This is a genomic window from Streptomyces sp. NPDC090088, assembly GCF_044747345.1.
GTDB lineage: Bacteria > Actinomycetota > Actinomycetes > Streptomycetales > Streptomycetaceae > Streptomyces.
In genome coordinates, this window is sequence record NZ_JBIVDZ010000015.1 from 152,397 (window position 1) to 174,208 (window position 21,812).

General features: G+C 68.8%; 8 protein-coding genes and 1 pseudogene. 4 read left to right on the forward strand and 5 right to left on the reverse strand.

Going from position 1 to position 21,812, the window contains the following annotated elements; all coding sequences use genetic code 11:
* Window positions 1-333: 333 nt before the first annotated feature.
* The gene (locus ACIPSJ_RS50000; protein ID WP_401356748.1) at window positions 334-579 is read left to right on the forward strand and encodes a DUF6207 family protein; all 246 of its coding nucleotides are present in this window, start codon (window positions 334-336) and stop codon (window positions 577-579) included.
* 1,193 nt (window positions 580-1,772) lie between these two features.
* On the opposite strand, the gene ACIPSJ_RS50005 is transcribed toward ACIPSJ_RS50000, so the two are convergent.
* Window positions 1,773-1,916: a hypothetical protein gene (locus tag ACIPSJ_RS50005; RefSeq protein WP_401356750.1), complete on the reverse strand. Its 144-nt coding sequence runs from the start codon at window positions 1,914-1,916 to the stop codon at window positions 1,773-1,775.
* Window positions 1,917-2,559: 643 nt separating this feature from the next.
* On the opposite strand from ACIPSJ_RS50005, the gene ACIPSJ_RS50010 reads away from it, so the two are divergent.
* The gene (locus ACIPSJ_RS50010; RefSeq protein WP_401356752.1) at window positions 2,560-6,792 is read left to right on the forward strand and encodes a hypothetical protein; all 4,233 of its coding nucleotides are present in this window, start codon (window positions 2,560-2,562) and stop codon (window positions 6,790-6,792) included.
* A 75-nt stretch (window positions 6,793-6,867) separates the two neighbouring features.
* On the opposite strand, the gene ACIPSJ_RS50015 is transcribed toward ACIPSJ_RS50010, so the two are convergent.
* A complete protein-coding gene (locus ACIPSJ_RS50015) occupies window positions 6,868-10,779 on the reverse strand; it encodes a hypothetical protein (RefSeq protein ID WP_401356754.1) in 3,912 nt (1,303 codons plus the stop codon).
* A gap of 504 nt (window positions 10,780-11,283) precedes the next feature.
* A pseudogene (locus ACIPSJ_RS50020) lies at window positions 11,284-11,799 on the reverse strand (hypothetical protein); the annotation flags it as partial.
* 480 nt (window positions 11,800-12,279) lie between these two features.
* Here ACIPSJ_RS50020 and ACIPSJ_RS50025 point away from each other — a divergent pair.
* A complete protein-coding gene (locus ACIPSJ_RS50025; RefSeq protein ID WP_401356756.1) occupies window positions 12,280-17,625 on the forward strand; it encodes a hypothetical protein in 5,346 nt (1,781 codons plus the stop codon).
* Window positions 17,626-17,738: 113 nt separating this feature from the next.
* A complete protein-coding gene (locus tag ACIPSJ_RS50030) occupies window positions 17,739-18,185 on the forward strand; it encodes a hypothetical protein (protein WP_401356759.1) in 447 nt (148 codons plus the stop codon).
* A 295-nt stretch (window positions 18,186-18,480) separates the two neighbouring features.
* On the opposite strand, the gene ACIPSJ_RS50035 is transcribed toward ACIPSJ_RS50030, so the two are convergent.
* Window positions 18,481-20,898: a Helicase associated domain protein gene (locus tag ACIPSJ_RS50035; protein WP_401356761.1), complete on the reverse strand. Its 2,418-nt coding sequence runs from the start codon at window positions 20,896-20,898 to the stop codon at window positions 18,481-18,483.
* A 266-nt stretch (window positions 20,899-21,164) separates the two neighbouring features.
* A complete protein-coding gene (locus ACIPSJ_RS50040; protein ID WP_401356764.1) occupies window positions 21,165-21,608 on the reverse strand; it encodes a hypothetical protein in 444 nt (147 codons plus the stop codon).
* Window positions 21,609-21,812 lie beyond the last annotated feature (204 nt).

Sequence of the window (21,812 nt, forward strand, 5' to 3'; positions counted from 1 at the left end):
CTGATCCACGGAACTGAGCAGCCGGCTCACAGACATGCCAGTGGTATCCCAGGCAGCACTCGGGACACGGGAGCGGTTTGCGCAGGTTGCCGTCGCGACAGAGGACCGTGATGTACGACGCGCACTCCGATCGCGATGCTGTTCTCCGGGCGGTACTTGGACACCAGGACAAGGCCGGACTCAGCCGCAGTGTGGAGCGATGGCGGAGGCCGGAGGCCAGATACGCGCCGCTCGGCACGGGCCAGATGCAGCCCTGAACCGGGCAAGCGACTCGATCGGGTGAAGATGCCAGGCCTGCGGAACCCTGCCGGAGAGCTGGAGGTCGTGCTGTACATGGATCCGATCAACGAGACCCACCTGAGCGAACCGGGCCTGGTCGTCGTCGACGTCGCGGCTGCCGACGCTGCGACTGCGCTTTCCTTTCAGCAACTGTTCGCCGAACGCTGGGCGACAGCGACCGCACAGCGGACAACTCGGGAGGCGGGTGAGCCTGGAGTACGGCTGCGCTGCTATCTGGACCTGCGCCAACTGGTCGGCCCGGCCGGTTCGACCGAGGCCGGCGCTGGCGAGCTCCGTTGACGGCTGCGTGTCGCGGCGTGTCTGCTGCGCTCCACTGTGGTGTTGCCGGCGGAGCCGTGAAGGAGGCGCGGCTCTTGGAACTGGCGTGCCTCGGAAGGTCCTGCCGCGGGCCGGCGAGCCTTCGACCTGCGCGATGCCCTGCGTCCGCCGCCTACGCCCCGGGAGCGACGCCCCCCCCGGGTACTGTACGTCCGGCCGCCGACCGTCCGGCGGATCGCCAGATGTAGCCCGATACTCGAGTGAGGATCAGCCGCTCATTCCTCGCCGAGGAGCCAGGAGCAGAACGCGGCGCCGTCTGCGGGAAGCGGCTCGCCCGACAGTGACGTCGTGCTCGGTGGTGGAGAAGGAGGTGACGAAGCAGCAGACGCCCGGCTACCAGCGGTCGTGGCAGAGGGGGAGTCCTTCCTGCCGCCATGCGTTGCTGGCGGGGCAGAAGGACAAGAGGTCCTGCGGATCCGCTCCGACTGAGAGAACTGAGAAGCTTGTGGCGGGCGCCTTGCGGGGCCCTTCTCTTGGGCGCCTGTCAGGCCGGTCCGGCGCCCAGCCGCGGAGAACGTACGAACGTACCGGCCCCGCCGTGGAGAGCTTCTGACGGTCGGACAGGCGGTCCTCGGCCACGGAAGCGGGAGGAGCCGGCCGGGTGCGTCACAGGCGCTGCTGGTGCGGGCGGCCCGGTGTAGCCTCGACTCCAGGATCGTCAGCACGGGCGGTTGCAGAACGGTCGGCACCCATTGTCAGTGGCCGCGGGTACAGTGCCTTCCTTGCGACCGGAGGAGCCGCTTCCCTGCGCAGAGCGCGCAGCGAACTCACGGCAAAATCCCCCAAATTGACCAGCGCTCAGATGTGCCATCACTCACCCTTGGTATGTGATATGCGCCACAAGCGGGGCGCGTGAACCGTGAGGCACCCCCTAATGAGCTGCATTCTTGCCTGTTTTCGCGGCGGCGCCGCACTGCCCACGATGTAACCCGTGGGTGCAATTTGCTCTCTGGTCAAGGCAAGATGGGGGCGTTGCCGCGCCCTAATGTGGCCTACGTCACAACTGCCCTTGCGGGCTTGCGTACGGGTCGGTAACCGCATTCGGACGTACGGAAGGCCCCACCCGCTGCCTGCAAGCTCTGGGTGAGGCCCTCCTGGTGCAGCACACAACCGACTGCTGCGGAGCCCCGGCCGTCAGGCCGGGGCTTTTCGCGTTACCAGGGCCAGTGACCCGACACGATCTTGTAGATCGTGTGGACAGGCCCCAGCCAGCGGACCAGCCGGTACGTCCGGTCGCGCCTGCTGCAGCAGCGGCAGTGCCCCTCCGGCACGTCGTTCATCGCCATCGGGTCAGTCACCGCCCTTTCCGTGGGCCCACGACCGTCGTGGACACCCGGGTGGCACGCGAGAGTCTCGGACCCCAAGGCGTGACTGATAGCTAGGGAGATTACCCTCACGCTCCGCTATCCGGGTGCCGTGAAGTCCCGCCCCGCGCACGGCAAGTTGGGTACGGAGCGTCACCATGGCGCGGGCAAGGGGCAGGTGGTCTACACATACTGGCCGGACGGGCCCTCTTAGCTGCGGCGTCTTATGACGGTACGTCTGGTGCCGGGCGGCAGTTCCCGTTCCGCGCGTTGCCTATCTCACACAGGAAGCGCGCGTACCTGATGAACTTGCGCCCCCTGGAAGCCGTGCAACCCCAGCTTTCCGCTGCGTACCAGGAGACAACGAGACCCTGGAAGTTGCCTCAGATACTGCCGAAGAAGCTCCCAGGACCGCAGCGCATCTCGCAGAGAACGCCACAGAGTTTTCCCGAAGCACCGAAGATGACGTCTCCGAGACCCTTCTTGGCACAGATCACTTCCACGAGAGACCGTCCCGGACACTCCTCACGCTCTCCCCTCAACACCCAGTGAAGGCCGTGAGGCGGCCCACGCCCCAGAAAACCGGCGCGGCCTCACCACCCGCTCGCGGCTCTCCACTGCCGTATCGTCCACGACGATGAGCACCGTGGACCTCTGCGAGCCCGAGCCTGTCCCCTGGGTCAGGTACTGCTACCTCCCCACCGAGAACGAGCAGGACGCTCCGCTCACGTACACCGAAGGGGACCCGCGCCCCCTGGAGGACCTGCGTGATGTGCCCGCCCTCGTCCTGATGGCCGAACGGGGCAGCGGCAAGACCCACGTCCTCGAAGCGGAGGCAAAAGCCCTCCACAGCGAGGGGCTGACGGTCTGCCTGCTCGATCTCGGGGATCTCGCGCAGGAGCCGGACCTGGCAGCCGCGCTCGCGCAACAGGCGACGCCGCCGCCGGACGGCGGCGTCTGGCACGTGCTGCTGGACAGCTACGACGAGGCCCTGTCCAGGACCGAACGACCGTACTGGCACTTGGAGAAATGGTGGAAGTCACTGCCCGAGCCGGCCCGTGCGGGACTGCGGCTTCGTATCGCCACCCGCCCCGGACTCACCGCGGCCGGCACGCCGCTGCGACAGGCCCTCACCCGGACCTGGGACACCGACGGCGTCCAGTTCCGCGAACTGACCCGGCTGAACGATGAGGCCGTTGCCACCGCGGCCCGGCACTTCGGCCTCGACCCTGCGGCCTTCGCGGTCACCGTGCAGCGCCGGGGACTGCAGCCGCTGGTCTCCCTGCCGGTGACCCTCCTGGAACTGCTACGGGACGCCGCCGAAGGACGAGACCTGCCGGCCACCGCCACCGAGGCGTACGCGCGCAGCTGCGACCGCTGGTGCCACGAGACCAACGACGAACGCGAGCCGCCGAAAGACAGCGAAGTCAAGGCGCTGCTCGCCGCAGCTGAGCAGGCCGCCGCGGCCCTTCACCTGTGCACCGCCCGCCCGGTGCTCACCACCCGCCCGGACGCCCGTCCGGCCGAGGCTCTGCGTGTCAGCGATCTGGCCGACGGTCCCGAGGCCGGCGCGCGGGTCACTGAGACAGCGCTGCGCGGCCTGATGCACACCGGGCTGATGTCCTGGATCGACCACCACCGCGGCAAGTTCGCGCTGCGCAGCATCCAGGAGTTCCTCGCCTCTCAATACCTGCGCCACCACCACGTCCCGTCCGCCACCCTGCAGACGCTGCTCATCACCGGACAGGGCCCGTCCCGCCACGCGGTCACCGCGGTGCGCGATCTCGCCGGCTGGGTCGCCAGCTGGGACGACACCGTCTTCGACGACCTGCTCGCTCACGACCCGCACGTCCTGCTCAGCACCGACCTGGCCGCCCGCCCTCATCCCGACGCCGACCGCGCCCGCCTGGTCGAGACCCTGCTCTACCGGGTCGGCGCCGAGCGCAACGGCAGCCTCGCCCCCCACGGTCCACTCCTGTACCGCCTCGACCACCCTGGTCTCCCCGAGCAGCTGACGCCCCACCTGAGCGTGCCGAGTGCGGATCACGAATATCCGCGCCTGGGTGCCGCTCTCCTCGTCATCCAGGCGGCCGGTCCCCAACACCGCCCCGTCGAGCCCTTGCTGCTCCTGGCTGAAGACCAGACCGTGCGGCCAGGGTGGCGGGCAGCGGCCCTGCGCTGCCTGCCCCACCAGCTCACCCCACACCAGCAGCAAAGAATCCGGGCCCTGGCAGTGCCACCGGCGGACGAGGACATCAGGGCCGCCGCCGTGGAGACACTGTGGCCCGACTGCCTGGACCTCACCGAACTGCTGGACCTCGCCGAAGGCATCCCTGCCGGACGTCTCACCGTACTGCTCGACGACGGCCAGCCCGACCCGCTCAGGGTCCTTGCCTGGGCCCGCAGACAACTCGCCGAACCTCCAACTGCAACCACACCCCCCACGAACTCCTACCGTGCCGGGGCCGCCCAGCGTGTGGCACGTGCCGCACACGCCCTGGCATGGGCCCTCGACCAGGTTCCTGCCGCCGACCCGAACGACCGGCTCGAGACCGCACTCGCCGACGTCGTGGCCGACCTCGCCGCTCGCGCCGACCTGTGGGACCACACCAACACCGCCGGCTTCCCCGAGCAACTGCACAAGCCGGTCGCAGACGGTGCGCTGCGCCGCCGACTGGCCGGGCTGCTCCTGGACCGCCGCGCCGACTCCACCGACCTCCTGCACCTGCTCGACGGGCCGTTCTCCTTCTTCCCGCCGCAAGATCGCATCCACTGGGCCTGCCGGTTCACCGCCCTATCCGACACGGCCAAGGACTTCCTCCCCACCGTCTTGGCCCGCGGTATCGACCGTCTGCCCACACCCGAGGAGACCACGCAGCTCCAGCAGCTCACGAGCGCCCACCCGCAGCTCGCGCGGCTCATCCAGGCCTGGTCCCAACCACCCGAACGCGGCCTGATCCCCGCCCCCCGGGCCCGCAGCGAAGAACAGTGGCGCGCCCGCTGGCGATTCGACCCGGAAGCGCTGGAAGCCGATCTGGCCCTGCGTCCCTCAGGGGAGGATCTGCGTCCCTGGTGGTCACGGATCACTGCCATGGTGGGCTTCCGCACCCCGGCCGGGGATCCCCCTGCACTCTCCGCCTTCCACGACGTACTCGACCTGACGACCACACCGTGCTGGGCCACCGCCCGGAACCTGCCCGGCGACCTCGCCGCCGCCACGACCTGGGCCCTGCACAACGCCCCCGTCATCACACCCGACGACGCCAAGCCGGTGGTCGGCTTCTGCATCGCCGATGTCCCGGAACTGCGGGCACTGACGGCCGTCCCCGCACTTCCTTCCCTGTCCCCCCAGCGGTGGACAGGCATCGCTGTCGCACTGCTCTGCGCCCAGGTGGAGCCACCCGACGACACCCTGCGCCACACCCTGATTTCCGACGCCCTCAAGCGCGCCGGCCAGGCCTTCGGGACCGCGCTCCCCGACTACCTTGAGCGGCTGCCACCCGACGTCGCCGGACAGGCCGTGACCAGGCTCGCCGCAGTGGACCCAGCCCAACTCGCCCCGGTGACCGCATGGGCGGCCGCCCCCAACCGCCTGCCCGAACAACGACGCCCCATCCTGCGCCCGCTCGCGGCAGCCGGCATCACCCAGGCACTCGACCTGACCCGCGCCGACACGGCAACAGCGCAGCGCGACGGTTCCCCGGCGCCGGCTGCCGCGTGGGCCCAGACCGTCAACGTCCTCCTGGAGTACGCCCCCGCACCAGAACGCGAGTCCACCTGGGACCAGATCCTGGCCGACCCGGCGCTCACCGACGCCTGGATCATGAGCACCGACACCACCACCGGCATCCTCACCATGGCACCCAGCCAGCTCGGCACGCTCTACGAGCGACTCGTCGCCGCCGGCCACGTCACCACCGACGGCCCCCTGTACGCGCGAAGCGGCATCGGACACCCCGGCATCCCCGTCGGCATCGCCCTGACCGCCATCCCCGACACACTGGCCAGCCGCACGCCCACCCCACAGTCACTGACCGAACTCGAACGACTCGCCGACATCTACCCCGACCACCCGCGCCTGCCCGGCCTCGCCCACTGGCACGCCCTGATGCTCGCCGAGACCGCCTGGGAACGGCCCAGCTGGCCCACTCTCGCCGCCCTGGCCGCCGACACCGACCGCCGCATCGTCCACCACGCCGCCCAACTGGCCCACATCGTCCTTGACGCACTGAAGACGATTCAGCACCAGCTCACCGGCCCCAACGGGCTCGCCCCGCTCCTGTGGAACCGGACCCACGGGCGGACCACCGAGCAGAAGCCGAAGAAAGGACAGGCCGCTCCACCGCCGTGGCGCTGGTGGCCGATGTGGGAGGAGGACCTCAGCGACCTGGTCCATCACCTGCTCCAGACCCTGCTCGCCGGCCACCGCCTGATCATCAACCGGGAGGTACAGATCGACCGGTACGGCCGCACCGACATCCAGATAGACGCCAACCACCGCTGGGACACCACCGCACCCAAGGTCACCGTCATCATCGAGACCAAGGGCTGCTGGAACAGGGGCGTGGACGAGGCAGCACGAACCCAGCTCGCCGAGCGCTACCTCACCCGCGACCGCACGGCCGCAGGCATCTACCTGGTGGGCTATTTCGACAGCCCAGCGTTCTGGACCAATGTGAAGCCTGGAGAGGACGGACGACCTGCCGACGACCGTAGGCACACGGCGCACACCCTTGACGACCTCGCCCGAGAACAACACGAACTCTCGGCCAGCCTGAAGACAAACGGCGCTGAGATCTACACAGCCATCCTCGACTGCCGTCCGGACCCCATCGAAACAATCACCGGAGGCACCCCGGCCTGCACCTGACAACGCGCCTTCCGCTGAAGGGCCGGCAACCGTAGCCCAACGGGTGAGCGCGTGGCGAACTCCCGCAAGGAACGGTCAGCGGCGGTATCCGCGGCTGAAGTCGGCCTCCTGCCTGCGGTCTTCTTCCTCGAGGATGTCGATGCGGCGCAGGGCGTCGGAGGCGAAGGCCCGGACCGCTGCATTCGTATCGGTCAGCAGCGGGGCCAGGGCTGCACGGCGGGGCTGCGGATCATCAGGGAGATCGGTTGCCAGTCCCGGTATGACGATGCCGTCGAGCAGGGCGTCCCTGGTGGCGGTGTCCACCCCTTTGGACAGCAAAGTGGAGACGATCTCCGCCCACAGCGGGGTCAGCCAGGAGTGCTGGACGGCGGCTGCGGCTCGCTGACGCTGCAGGGGCAGCGATCCTGATGCCCACTGCCGCACCACGTCCTGCCACGCTTGCGTTCCCGCACCAAGAGCTGACAGAACCCGCGCGGCCGCCTGCTCCACGCGGTCGCTGACCTCGGCCGCAGTACGGGCTTCATCCATTCGCGCGAGGAACGCGCCGACCACCTGCTCCCGCTCGAGCTGGGTCAGTCTCTCGAACGACCGTGGCCAGGCATGCGGCAAGACGAAGCGGCCATCGTCGGCAAGCAGCTGCTCGACCACCACAGCGGCGAATTCTTCCGGGAAAGAGGAAGCGATCGCGGCGGCCCCGTAGGCTGTGTCCTCGTCGAAGGACACGGTCTTGGAGATCCGGTCAGCTTCGCTGAACCGGCGGCGCAGGGCATCGGCGAACTTCGCTGCCACCGCATCCTCGACGAGGACGTTGTCTTTGCGCGCTTCCTGGAGGAGGAAGCCGATGACCTGAAGCGTGCCGGGAAGGGCCTCAGCGGGGCACTGCGACGTCAGGGAGGCAACAAGGGCCATGCGCTGCGCGAGCGGCTGCTTGCACCTGATCAGATGCCAGTTCACCATCCACGTCAGCCGGGATGCTCCCTCGCCGGCCGCAGCCGATCCCGCCGAGACCAGCTCCAGCAGCAGGGCAAGCAGACGCGGCTCGCGCTGCGGATGCTCGTCGGCACAGGCAACTGCGGCAGAAGCCAGGCGCGGATCACTCAGACGTTCCTCCAACCATGGCCACACCACGTCCGGGTGACGCTGAGCAAGACCAGCCAGCAGCGCATCCTCACCGGCCAACGGGGCGCGGGCGATCCTCTCGAGTGCCGGCTGCGGGTCGCCAGCGGCTTCCCCGACCGCCCGGGCGAAAGCCGGAAGCGCACTGACGGCCACACCTGTGACGTTCGGGCTCGTCTCGTCCAGCAGCATCAGCGCATCCGGCAAGTCCGTCTCGGCGCCCAGTCGTTGCGCGGCGGCATACTGCTCCTGCACAGCTTCATGCCAGGGAGTCCTGTCGCGCAGCGGCTGCAGCACCACCAGACGGGCCAGTGCCGTGTCCGCGAGTGCGACGGCAGCCACGCTGTCCCCGCTTGCCGCGGCACCGGCGAGGGTGTGCGGCCGCGGACCAGGCCCGAGCACGGCCTGCGCGGCGCTGTGCCTGACCGACAACGGCAGTGACTCCCACCGCGCGGCGACCTGTGCAGTGAACTCGGCCGCTACGGCATCCAGCGCCGCAACCGCATGATCAGGAAAAGACGCGCCGGAGACCACCATGGGACGCGCACCCTCGCCGCGCAGCTGCCAGGGCAGGGACACGAGCGTGTGCAGGACGGGCAGGCCCTCAGCGCTGCGCAGGGCGGGCTCGTCCAGGAGCGGAACCAGCAGGGCCAGCGCCTCGCGCAGCAGCGCCAGGGTTTCTGGGCGGTCCGGGAGCACATGGGCCTGCAAAGTCAGTGTGTTCGCCGACTCAGGACTGCCACCTGTGCTCTCCACCGTCAGGCGCAGCAGCGGCTGCACGCCAGCCAGCAGCACGCGGGCAAGACTGACCGGCCCACGGGCCGCCGCCTCCTCGGCGGCCAATCCCTGCGGGGGACATACAGCACGGTCCTTGTGCCACTGGGTGATGACCCGCAGGACTTCACGGCGCTGCTCGAACAGTGCGTCAAACCCCTGCGGCAGGACATGGGCCGGAGCCGAGCACCACCGCTCGATCCCGCGCAGGATCCCATCACGCCGATCAGCGCCCTCAGCCGGCAGAGCCGGTTCCATCAGCCAGGCCACATCCAGCACCACACCCACTGGACTGGGCACGGCATCGAGCCCCACATGCCGGGCGAGCTCGGCGAACCGTTCCCCGAGACGAATCAGCGCATACCGGTAGTGCGCCACCGCATCCCCACCGCCCCACAGCTGAGGCGACGGCGCCAGCGGCCACCGTTGCATCAGCAGCCCGTACAACTCGGCAAGGACGTCGGGAGCCGCGACAGCCACCTCCGCGGCCAGGCTCACCACGGTCGCCCAAGCGCTCAGATCCGCGTCGTCCGACAGCAGCGCACGCACCGCCGACGCCAGTCGGGCCCCCACGGCCGCATCCCTACGGTCGTGCGCAGCCTGCGCCAGGATATTGAGTTGATGCCCCAGCCCCGGCCCGACGAACACCAGGCGCTCACCCGAACAGGCGCCGTCCTGTCTGGCACCGAGCCCGGCCCTTTCCCACAACACCCCCAGCGCACGGTCCACGTCCAGGCGCACCCGGCTTCGAGAATCCAGCGCGTCGGCGAGGAGAACCGGAGCGATCAGAGCAGGACGCACCGAGTACGGCGAAGCATCGGCCAGGCCGGCATCGGCCAGTTCATCGAGCAGGGCGGACAGACGGTGCGGCTGCGGCGGAAGCGTCGAGACGGCACCCGCCAGCGTTGCCAGATCCTCCCCACCGGCGACAGGGCCCAGCAGTGCCAGGGCAACCGCCGCAGCGCGATGTTCCTGCGCGGGGTCGCCGGCCGGCAGACGGCGCTCGGCTGTGGCGCGCAGCAGGTCCACGGCGCGCGGCCAGTCGAATCTGTTCGCGGCAAGACCCGTCTCACAGGCCGCGTGAGCGATCAGAGGGTTGCCCTGAGCCAGGACGATGACATTCTGCCGGAAGGCCGGATTGCCAATGCCGTGCCCAAGGATGAGCGCGTCGACGGCCGAGCGTTCCAGCGGACGCAACTCGACCGCCGGACGGCCCCAGCGCTCAATACTCCAGTGCTGCAGCACGCCCAGGCGGCGTCCGGGCCGCACGGTCAGCAGAAACCGCACCCGATCAAAGCGCGCGTCATGCAGCAGAGCCGGAAGGCCGCTCAGGTCCGGCGCCCGGTCGGCATCATCGACCAAGACGATCAAGGAGTCATCGACCGGTGCTTCGGTGAAGGCATCGGCCTCCAACGCCACACCGGTGGGCGCGACGAGCACGGCAGCCACAGACCGTGAAGCCTCAATGGCCAATCGGGTCTTACCGGTCCCACCCGCTCCCTCCACGACGACCACCCGAGACATCGGGCCGTCCTCGGCCAATGCAGCCCCGAGCTCCTGTAGCTCGGCCTCGCGCCCCACCACCGGCGCGGTCATCCCCGGCACCGATGCGGCAAGCCTGTCCAGGTACTGCGCCCACGTTGACAGCCGGCGCGGCGCACGGGGACGCACACCGAGCTCAAGTTCGGCCACCCACCGCAGCCCGTCGGTCTCCAGCTCGGTCACCAGTTCAGTCAGCGTGACGATCTCCAGCGCGACGCCGTACGTGTCGTGCGCCGTCTTCCGCCACCGCTCCTTGGTGATCTCGTTGGTCGACCGGTTCATGACGTAGATCGCCTCGGCCTGACGGCCATGCCTGCTGTTCTTCGCCAACTCGGACTTCAGCTTGCCCGTCCACTTCTTCTGCAGGCTCGCCCACAGGACAACCCTGTCGTTCTGACCGAACACTGGGCGGCCAAAAGCATCCCTGCCCAGATCCCCCGCAGAACTCGTGATCCGTAGCTGAGGGAAACGAGCCCGCAGCACATGCAGCGCCACCCGCTCAAAGACCTGATCGTTCTCCAGCCCCTGAAGAGCGACTCTCGCAGTGTCGTACACGGGCAACTCCGCACGTTGAACTAGCCATCCACGGAACAAGCCATACATAGACGGCTCTTATCGTCCCGCGCAGCCGCCCGGTAATCCGAGCCATGACACACCACCGGAAGCCATATACCAATACCGCGGGACCATTCACGCGCCCAAGGCATGAGCAATGCGGCCCGCCGCCCCTCACAGGTGCGGCGGTTCCGCTGCCGCGAACGAGTCTGTCGACACCAACCACACGCTGACGCTTCCCCCGTCCATGCCCGCCCTCGGTGGCCACGCGACGCAGAAGGTCCTACAACGCCAACCCACACTCGGGCATACCGCATCGCATCATCGGACCCCTTCATGCACAATTCGATCCCGCCAGCTGCGAACGACCGGGCGCTGCGCCGAAAGCGCAGTGTGATCGTGCGCGCTCATTGCCCTGGCCCGCCGCCGACCCCTGTCGTCACGACAAGGATGACACGGCCGAACACAGGTGTTCCTGCTGACAACCCTACGCTGTCAAGTCCGCTACGTGCCGTCGAGTGAGGACCGCACGATTGCGGGCAGCGACGCGGTCCGTGCCACCATCCTCTGTCGTTCCTCGGCGAAAGCCGGATCGTCCTGGTAGTTGTTATGCCCCCGGATCGGAGCGGACAGCGGGTACGCAGCCGAGCGGCCGAAACTGAGAGGATCTCTTAGAAGACGATCCGCTTCCGGGCCTTCGCCCCCGCCACCGGTGTGCACCGGACCGCCGATGGGATCCGTAAGCCGACACAGATTGCGCCATGAGTCGACCTCACGATGGAGCGCCTGAAGCGCATCAGGCCCGAAATACGCCGGGAAGAGCCGCCCGTACAGACGCTCCAGGGGCGAGCCATAGGTGAGCAACTGGACGTGCCTACGGTCAGCGAAGGGCAGTTGCCAGATCGCCGCAACCGCAAGCACGCTGCCCTGGGAGTACGCGGAGACCAGCACCCGGCCACCGGTCTGCCGGCTCCACGTTGTCATGCGCCAAGTGAGGTCGGGGACAGCCCGTTCCGAATAAGCTGAGCGGGTCCCTCAATTGGCGGTCCACCTCGGGACCTTCGTTACCGCCGCCGCCGCGCACCGGGCCGCCGATGGGATCCCTAGACCGCCACAGATTGCGCCAGCTGTCGACCTCGTGGCGGAGGCTGCGCAGTGCATCGCGTCCGAAGTACGAGGGAAAGAGTCGTCCGTACAGACGTTCCAGCGGTGAGCCGTAGGCGAGCAGCGCGATGCGCATCCGGTCGGCGGGGGTGAGCTGCCAGATCGCGGCGACCGCGAGCACGCTGCCCTGAGAGTGCGCGCAGACCGCGATCCGGCCACCTGTCTGCCGACACCAGGTCGTCATATGCCAGGTGAGGTTGGGGAACGCCCATTCCCAGTAGCAGAGGCGGGCGAACCGGTGTGCGGCATGCGGCCAGATCCCACACAATGCCGAGGGGCAGCCGAATGCCGGGGACCAGGCGGCCCGGCGGGCCGGCGGCTCGAGGGAGGAAAACCATGGCGTCTTCAGCGGACGAGGGCGGACCAACTCACTTCGTACAGCACATCTCGGCGTTGGGCGGCTTCGCGAACTGTGTGATCGGCGCGGATCTGCATGTCTTCGGCGACGGAAGCCCGCTCTACCGGCTCAGCCACCGTCCGCCCGCGCCGGCTCCGCACGAGACGGTCGGCCTGCCGGATCAGCCGAGTCGGCTGCTGAACACCCGGTCCGCAGTGGTCGACTTCACTGGCCGTGAGAGCGAGTTGGAGAGCCTATGCCGATGGCGGGACGACAGCCGGCACCATTGGGCCGCCCGTTGGCTCTCCGCTCCCGGCGGTACCGGAAAGTCACGGCTCGCTGCGGAGTTCGGCCTCCTCAGCAGTGCCTCGAACTGGAAGGTGGTGACCGTCGTCCACGGGCGTGGAACGGTCCTGCCGCCGGAAGACAGCGTCGATCTCCGCCTTAAAGAGGCCGACGGGGTGCTGCTGGTCGTCGACTACGCCGACCGTTGGCCCCTGAGCCACCTGGCCTGGCTCTTCAGCAACGTGCTTCTGCACCAGACCGTGCCCACCCGCCTGTTACTCGTCGCGCGTTCCGCGGCCGCGTGGGCACCCGTCCGGGCCCTGCTCGGCGACCAGGACATGGCCTGCGACGCACAGCCGCTGTCCCCTCTGCCGTCCCAGAGAGGGCCGGGTGGCCGGGAGCAGATGTTCACCGTGGCCCGCGACTGCTTCGCGGCCCGCTACGGTCTGTCCGACGCGTCGGTGATCCCTTGCCCCGGCAACCTCGCGGAGCCGGAGTTCGGTCTCGTCCTGGCTCTCCACATGGCCGCACTCGTTGCTGTCGACGCCCATCTGCGGGACGTTTTGCCACCGGAGGGCGTGGCGGCACTGTCGTCCTACCTCTTGGACCGGGAGCGTCTCCACTGGGCGAGGCTCTACGGCAACCACGCCGACGGGCTGCCCTTCCGGACGCCGCCCGAGGTGATGGCCCGGGTGGTGTTCGCTGCGTGCCTCACCGGTCCCTCGTCCCGCGTGCGAGCGAAGGAGCTGCTCCACCGTCTCGACCTGGAGGTACATCCTGACCGGGTCCTCGACGACCACGCGCGCTGCTATCCGCCCGAGGACGGCGCCACGGTCCTCGAACCGATGTATCCGGACCGCCTGGCCGAGGATTTCATCGCCCTCTCGTTGCCCGGCCACGAGGCCGGTATAGGGCATGCTGACCCGGCGGCCGGTGAAACGCTCGCACTGTTGCTGAGCCGCGGACCGGACGACGAGGCGCCTGCCCACCTGGCTCGGACACTCACCGTCCTGGCCTCGGCGGCAGCCCCGGGGCGCTGGACTCATGTCGGCCCCCATCTGGACGGCGCCCTGGCCGTGGATCCAGGTCTCGCGCTGCTGGGTGGGGGCGCCGCCCTGGCAGCCGTCGCCAGGGTCCCCTCGGTGTCCGAAGACACGCTAACGGCCGTAGGACGCACGATCCCGGACGAAGAGAACATCGACCTGCGTCTGGGTATCGCGGTACTGACCCAGCGCCTCACCGCGCATCAATTGCAGTACGTGCGGTCCGCCAGGCAGTATGCGCAGCTCCACCACCTTCTCGCGCGCCGTCTGCGCGACGCCGGTTTCCGAAACGACGCCCTGGCTGCTCAGCGGACGGCGGAGGCCGCCTGGCGGTACCAGGCCCGGACGGACCCCGCCGCGCACGAGCCACTGGCCGAGTCGTTGCTGGCCCTCGGCTACTCCCTTGTCGAGACCGGCCGGCACACGGAGGCCCTCGCGGCATACGAGGAAGCCCTGGCTGTGCTGGGGCCTCTCGACGGCCGGGGCCCGGACCGGGACCTGCTCGTCGGAATGGTGTTGGGCAACTGCGCGACGGCGAAAGCGGCACTGGGCCAGGCGGCGGACGCCCTGGCGATGACCCGGGAGTCGTTGCGGATCATCCGCGCGGTCGTCAGCGAAGTACCCGAGGCAGAACACCACTTGTCCGTTTCGCTGGGCAACCTGGCCAACCGACTCGCGGAGGCTGGACACCTGGGTGACGCCCTCGACGCGCTCAGTGAGGAGGTGACCGTCCGCCGAAGGATGGGGATCGAGTCGTCCACGGAGAACCGCGTGGGCTACGCACTCGCCGTCGCCAACCTCAGCGTCCGTCTCGGCGAGTTTGGCCGCACGGGGGAGGCGCTGGTCCGCGCCGAGGAAGCGGTCGAACTGTTGGGCCCGATGGCCGCCCGCAGCCCGCGTGCCTTCGAGCCCGCTCTGTGCCACGCCCTGGTCAATCTGGGCGCCGCCCGGCTGAAACTGGGCGACCGCGATGCGGCGCTGGCCGACGTGGCGGACGCCGTCAGGCGCTTGGAACCCCTCCACATCGAGGAACCCGGCGCGCACGACGAGCTGTACGCTCAGGCCCTGGCGACCCTGGCCAGACTGCTCACCGGTGCCGAGGCCGCCGACACCGCACGCCGGGCAGTCGCGTATCACCGCGAACTGGCGGCGGAACGTCCCCGCCAGTTCGAGGGGAAACTCGCGGAGGTTCTGCGGACCCTGGCGTCGATTCCCGAGCCGGACGTGAGCGCGGACGAAAGCCTCCGGTCGCTCGAAGAGGCAACCGACATCTTCCGCGTCCTCTACGCCTCGGACACCGGTGGCTTCGCCGCCCAACTCACCAACTCACTGGGATGGCTAAGGGCTTGTCACCACGACGAGGGGCGGGTCGACCAGGCACGGGCATGCGCTTCCGAGATGGTCACGCTCTGCCGTGCTCTCGCGACCTCGGATCCACGGGAGTTCGCCCTCGTCGACCAGGCGCTGTACGCCTCGTGCCTGGGCGAGTTGGCAGCGGTCTTCACCGGCCAGGAGGAGGAGATCGCGGCTGCTGAGGACCATGTCGCGGTCCGACGCAGAAGGCTAGCGGAGGGTGGGACCGAGTCGGCTGTCAGAGAAGAGGAGAAGTCCCTCGCCGGCGCCTTGATGCTTCACACCCTGCAGCTGGGCGACGCGGCACGCTTCGACGAGGCCGTTCTGCCCTGCCGTGAGGCAGTCGCGGTCTATCGCCGCCTTGAGGATCCGACACCGCTGGTTCCCGCGCTCGCCGAACTGAGTCTCCTTCTCGTAAACGTCGGGCAGACCGAGGAAGGAATCGCCGCAGCGCGCGAGGCCGTCGGGCTGCTGCGTGCGCTGGACTCCCCGGCGCACCCGGGTGACGCGGCCGTCTCACCGACCCCATCGAAGGACCACCATGCCGGCATGTACCGGACTCTGGCCGGGGTATTGCAGAGCGCAGGCCGCACCAGCGAGGCACTGGACGCGGCAGCGCGGTCGGTGTCCCTTTTCCGGCGTTCGGGAATCGTCGGTGACGAGGTCTATGCCGACGCCGTCACCCGCCTCGCGGAGTTGCTGAACGACGCCGAACGGCATCCCGAAGCCATAGAGGCGGCACACGAGGCGGCGGAGCGCTGGCGAGGTCTTCCCCTCGAGAATTCGAACGCCGCCTCCCGACGGCTGGCCGCGCTGCATCTACTGAAGAGCCTGCTTGCCTCCCAGGGGCAGGCTACCGAACTGCCGGACGTCAGCGCCGAGATCGTCGTAGTCCTCCGCGAACTCGTCGAAGGTGAACCCGCCGAGTTCGAGTGGCAACTCGCCCTGCAGCTATGCGAGTACGCCACGATCCTCGGCGAGGCAGGCCGCAGACAGGAGGCGCTGACGCCCATGCGCGAAGGTGTCGCCGTCCTGCAGCGCCTGATCGACGACGGTGTCCCCGGCCTGGAACACTCCGCGGGCCAGGCACTGCTCAACCTGGGCTCCTACCTCTCCCGCACTGGGGAGACGGAGGACGCGATCCGTGCCGCAGAGGTCACCGTGGCCTTCCTCCGGCGTCAGACCATCATGGACGTGGGCCATGAGCGGACCCTGGCCCTGGCGCTGAACAATCTGGGTGCCTTCCTCGGCGTTGTGGATCGGGAGGCGGAAGCCCTGGAAGCCGTCCGGGAGGCGCTGCTGCTGTTTCGGGCGCACCAGAACGCGACGTCCACCGATGACGCCAAGACCCTCGCGTCGATACTGGAGAACCTCGCGCACAGGCTTCAGGCGTCCGGTGAGAAGGACAAGGAACTTGCGGTCCGGGAAGAACTGGTCGACCTATGCCGGGATCTGGTCACAAGTACGGAGGCGCCGGACGACGTCGCACGACTGGGGGCGGCTCTCCAGGGACTGACCCGGATCAGGTCGGAACTGCTGCGGTGGTCGCAGGCGGCGGCCGTCGCGGAGGAATGGACACGACGCGCGCGCCGGAGCGCGCCGGATACCCTCGATCTGGCGCTCGCCCTCATGCAGTACGGGGCCTGCCTCGCGTACGACGGGCGGGGCTCTGAGGCCGTCGGCCCGCTGGGCGAGGCGGTGCGGATCCTTCAAGCACTCACAGACCAGGGCGATTCCCAGGCTTGCACCGCGCTGGACACAGTTCTCACCTGGCTAGCCGACTTCTGTGAGGAAGAGGGTGACTGGCCAGCGGTTCTCGAGTACGCGACGCGTGCCGCCGAGTTGCAACGGGGTCGCCCGGACTTCGCGTCCATGGAGGCGCAACACTCACTGGCTGATGCTCTTGGCTCCCTCCAAGGAGCGTTCACAGCTCTGGGACGCCACGAGGAGGCCGTTCAGACAGCCCGCGAAGCAGTCAGCGCCCGCCGGGCGTCGGCCGAGGCCGATACGGAAGCACACGGCGACGGCGGAACCGAGACGGACGTACCCGGGCATCGGACGCGGCTGGCGGTAGCACTGTTCCGGCTCGGCCAGTGCTGTCGGGCCACCGGCGACCTCCTGGAGGGGCTCACGGCGATGCAGGAGGCAGCCGACCTCTTCGAGTGCCTTCCGGCCGATCGCGCGACCGTCTTCGCCGCGGAAGCCCTGACCACGATCGACGAATTCCTCCTGAGACTGAACTGGCTCGATCAGACCCAGGTGCCCGCGGAAGCCGCCGTCCGGCTGTACCGGGATCTCGCCGCGGCCGACCCTGATCGGCACCTTCCCGACCTCGCCGAAGCGCTCGTCAACCACGGTCTGCGTCTGTCGTACGTGGCGCGCTTCGACGAAGCTGTCTCGGCGGTCGAGGAAGGCATCGCCCTCACGGCTCGGCTGGCGCAGGCGGACCCGCAGTCCATCGACTGCCAGGCGAATTTCTCCAGGGCACTCTTCGCCTCGGCGTGGATCCGCGTCGAAGGGGATCGTGAGCTGGACATGGCCCTCAGCCATGTCTCCGAGAGCCTGGAAACGGCCGTCCGGCTCCACGCGCATGACCCTCGGAAATACGCGGATCTCCTGGAGGCGGGCAGCGGACTCCGCTCGCGCCTCATCGGGAAAGGATGAATCGCCCGCCGCACAAGGGCACATACTTCTATGCTCGGGACAAAGGACCTGCGAGCAAAGGGCCCTGCTCCGGCTCGACGGGCCGGACCCCGGATTCGGAACGGAGGCATTTCATGGACCCAGCCGCGTTGGCGGACGCCGCGGGCTCGGCCCTGGTGGGGGCCATGGCTACCGACGCCTGGACCCAGGCTCGCGCCGCGGTGGCGGAGGTATGGCGGCGTTTCCGTCCGGAGCGCGTTCCCGCCCTGGAGGAAGACCTCGACGAGCTGCGGCAGGAAGTGCTCGCAGCCCGAGAACGGCGCGACTGGGCGACGCAGGACGCACTGGTCGCGGACTGGCGGCAGCAACTGCACGCTCTTCTGCGCCGGCAACCGGAGCTGGCGGAGGAACTGCGGCGTGTCCTGGAGGACGTACTGGCTCCCGCCTTGCCGGAAGAGGAGCGGGTGCGTGTCTACCAACAGTCCAACATCGCCAGGGAGGGCGGACGAGTGTTCGCCGTACAGGACGGCAATCTCATCTACCACGAACGCAGCCCCGACCAGCAGCAGCCATCTGTCTAGAACGCCAGCTCGACTACATCCTTGCCTGCGATCACCAGATCACCACCCGCAGATGAAATCCGTGCGAACGCCCAGGTCAAGAGGCTCCCGAAACGCGGGCCTGGCAGATGCACACAACGAGCCGTCACCGCCACCCTGGCCATCGCACTGCGGGCTTCCTTCCTCCACGTCGGCTCATGATCACCGGGATTGCGGCACACTCGGCTGACGGCAACAAGAGGAGGGCGCATATCTGAACTACTTCGGCGCTCCTCTTTCCGACTGGCCGATCCCCACCTGCTCATCGAAACAGTCATCACCAGCGCATGCCGAGAACAGATAGCTCCTTGATCCGCTCAGGACTAAGACGCCCTCTACGCACGCGCGAGTTGGCGATGAACACGCCAAGTGCCAGCTCGGCTCCATCAACGGCTTCGATGTGCGATCGGGGTACGTTCAGGTGTCCCTCCCGGGTGCGGAACTGGTGGGCCGCCGCCAGGTTCGCCTCCCACTTCTGCGCCCGGCTGCGCCGCGGAATCGATAGCGCAACCGGCCGTTCCGCACGAGGTTCGATGCCCAGTACCTCACTCAGCAGCCACTGCTGCACACCACCCAGGGCGTCCCAGTCTTGCCGCTGTACCTGCACCCAGCGCCCGATATCCTCGCCCTGCACCAGCAACCCGCCCTCTCGCTCCGGCAGTGAACCTCCGCTCTGGCGGTGCATGCGGGCGAGATGGAAGCAGCGCTGCCACGCCACCGGCCACGCCGGACACCATGCAGGATCAATCTCCTCCAGCGCCCGGCGCCGCTCCCGACTCAACCCACCCGACCCAGACTCCACCTGCAGCCCCTCCGCCAGGCGGTCCCCAGCGCGTCGGGCGGCGGCGCGTTGGTTCTTCAGCCAGGTCCCGACCGGGTAGTTCTCCCAGGTGGCCTCGGTGGGGGCCAGCAGGTGGCCGTGCTCGGCAGCCCAGCCGCGGGCCGCGGCCAGACCCTCGTCGAAGGCGACCGTGAAGTGGGACCACACCATGCCGAGCTCGTCCAACTGCGCCACCCGTTCCGAGCCGAGACTCCCCTGGCGGTTAAGGCGCCGCTGGTTGGAGATCCACACGCCCAGCGGGAACCCATCAGGCGCCGTGTGTCCGTAAAGGACACGCAGATGCCCGTGGTCACCGTAGAACGCGAGGGCCGCCTGCAGGCCTCGCCGCCAGAACTCGCCCTCCGGCCGCAGCACCCGCGCACTGATGAACGCCGCCAACTGGGCCGGATCCCGCCGCGACGAGAACGACAGCAGCCCCTGCGCCGCAGTGCCGGCCCCGCCTCCCGCACTCGATCCGCCAGAGGCCGCCTCGGACCGGCTGGCGGACTGTGGGACAGCGAGCTGCTCAACCGCCTCCGCGTCGTGCGCCCGCAGCGCGGTCAGTAGCTTCGCCAGATCCTCATACGCCTTCGAGGCAAGCATCTCGTCCGGCTCCTCGCCCGGTCCCAGGAACACCGGCACCACCAGCGAGGCGATCTTGCCTTCACCCGGTTGCATCCGCAGCGCACGGCCCACCGCCTGGACCACGTCGGGCACCGAACCCCGCACGTCCGCGAAGACCACCGCGTCACAGCCCGGCGTGTCCACTCCCTCGCCCAGCACCCGCACCGACGACAGCACACACCTCTCCCACACCGCACCGTCCGCTGCACACCCCGACGAGAATTCCTCCAACACCTCCCGCCGGTACGTCACTTTGTGCTCCCCGCACAGCCACTGCGCCCACACCGCCCCCGGCTCCGGATAGTTCCCCTCGCCGCTCTCCCACAGTGCCTTCGCCACCGCGCCCAGCCCACTCGCGAAGGCCTCCGCCTCACTCGTACGCGAGTGGAACGTCAACAGCCGCCTCAACTTCTGCTCGGCCGCAGTCTTCAGCACCGCCGTCTGCAGCGCGGCCAACCGCAGCCCCCGGACCGCGTCACTGCGCGCATCCGACCCCACCAGTTGCATCGCCTGCACCTGCGGGTCAGCGATGTCCACACACACCACCTGATACTGCGCGACCAGCCCCCGCTCGATCGCCTCCGAAAGCGGCAACCGGTACACCACCGGCCCGAACACGCTCTCGTCATCCATCGACGCCACCAGCGCCGCCGACCCGCCCCCACCACCCGAAGGGGCATCCCACAACCGTGGCGTCGCAGTCATGTACAGACGCCGCGCCGCCGGCACCTTCCCCTGGTCATGCACTGCCGCCCACGGCTTGCCCAGCACCCCCGACGTCCGGTGCGCCTCGTCCACCACGACCAGGTCCCACAGGCCCAGCCCACCCGCATGCGCCCGCTCCAACACCCCCAAACCCAGCGCCGCATACGTGGCGAACACCGTCACCCGCTCACGGCCGGCCAGCCACGCCACCAGCTGGCCGGCATCGGTCGTGCACGGCACCTCCAACGCCCCGCTCTCGCGCGGCGAACACACCCCGAACATCGGCCCCGTCCGCCCGGCCGCCCGCCACACCCCCACCATCTGCCCCAGCAGATCGAGCGTGGGCACCAGCACCAACACCCGCCCTGCACGCAGCTCCAGCGCCGCGTGCACCCCCACCAGGCTCTTGCCCGCACCCGTGGCAGCAACCACCTGAGCCCGCAGCCCGTTCTCAGGCCACACCCCACCCAACGGCTGTGCCAACGCCCGCACCACCGCATCCACGGCCTCGATCTGATGAGGACGAAGCCGATGCCGACCCGACACGATCTTCCGCCTTTCACGCCGAACCAACGGGGGCAGCAACCCCTCACTACAGACTCTATCCCGAGCCACTTTGATGCAATCGCCCTATCGGGCGACAACAGTGCCACGCTCGCGCGGCCGAGCACCCGTCAACCGTCCCACCCAGACTGCACCCCCTTGCGGGAACGCCCGGTCTTCCGCGTACGGCGGGTGCGGAGTGGGAGAATGCCCACCCCGCACCCGCCGTACTTCAACCGCCCACAACCGGCAACAGGACTGAAGAGCCGTCAGAACGGAGGAGGGGCAGGTGACTCCGGAAACCCCTTCACTCCGAGCTTCGCCAGGCGCGACCGGATCGCGCTCGGCTGCCGAGCAAACCGCTCGGCCAGCTCGTCAACACCACTCCCAGTGGCGTGGAGCCGCAACAGTAGCTGGTCATCCTCCGGAGTCCACCGCTCGTAGGCCTTCGGATGCTGCTTGCGCACCTCGTTCACCGAGTACACCCGTGAGGCCGGCTCCGACCCGACCGGCAGCTCCACCCCGTCCAACATGGAGGGGGGAAAACTGCACACCTCAACACCCCGCAACCAGAAGGTGATTGAGCCGCCCTCGAATGTCAGCAGATTCGCCTCAACATCCAGCACCCGCCGCATGACATCCGCATCCGAAGGATCAACCACGAACTCCGAGAAACGTAACCGGATCTTCCTCTGAGAAACAGCATCAGACATGCCAACCCCCTGCCCAACACAGCGCCCCAGCAAGCGGATGCCGCTGCTTGTAGCCAGCCGGGCCCGCAACGCGGGCCCAAGGCAGGGGAGCGAAGCGGACTTGCCCCGACCCGCGGAGCGGGTCGGCTCCCGGGCGTTAAGCCCGGGCACTTAGGCCCGCGCGCAACGCGCGGGCCCCGAGCCGCAACGCGGCTCGGTTTGGCG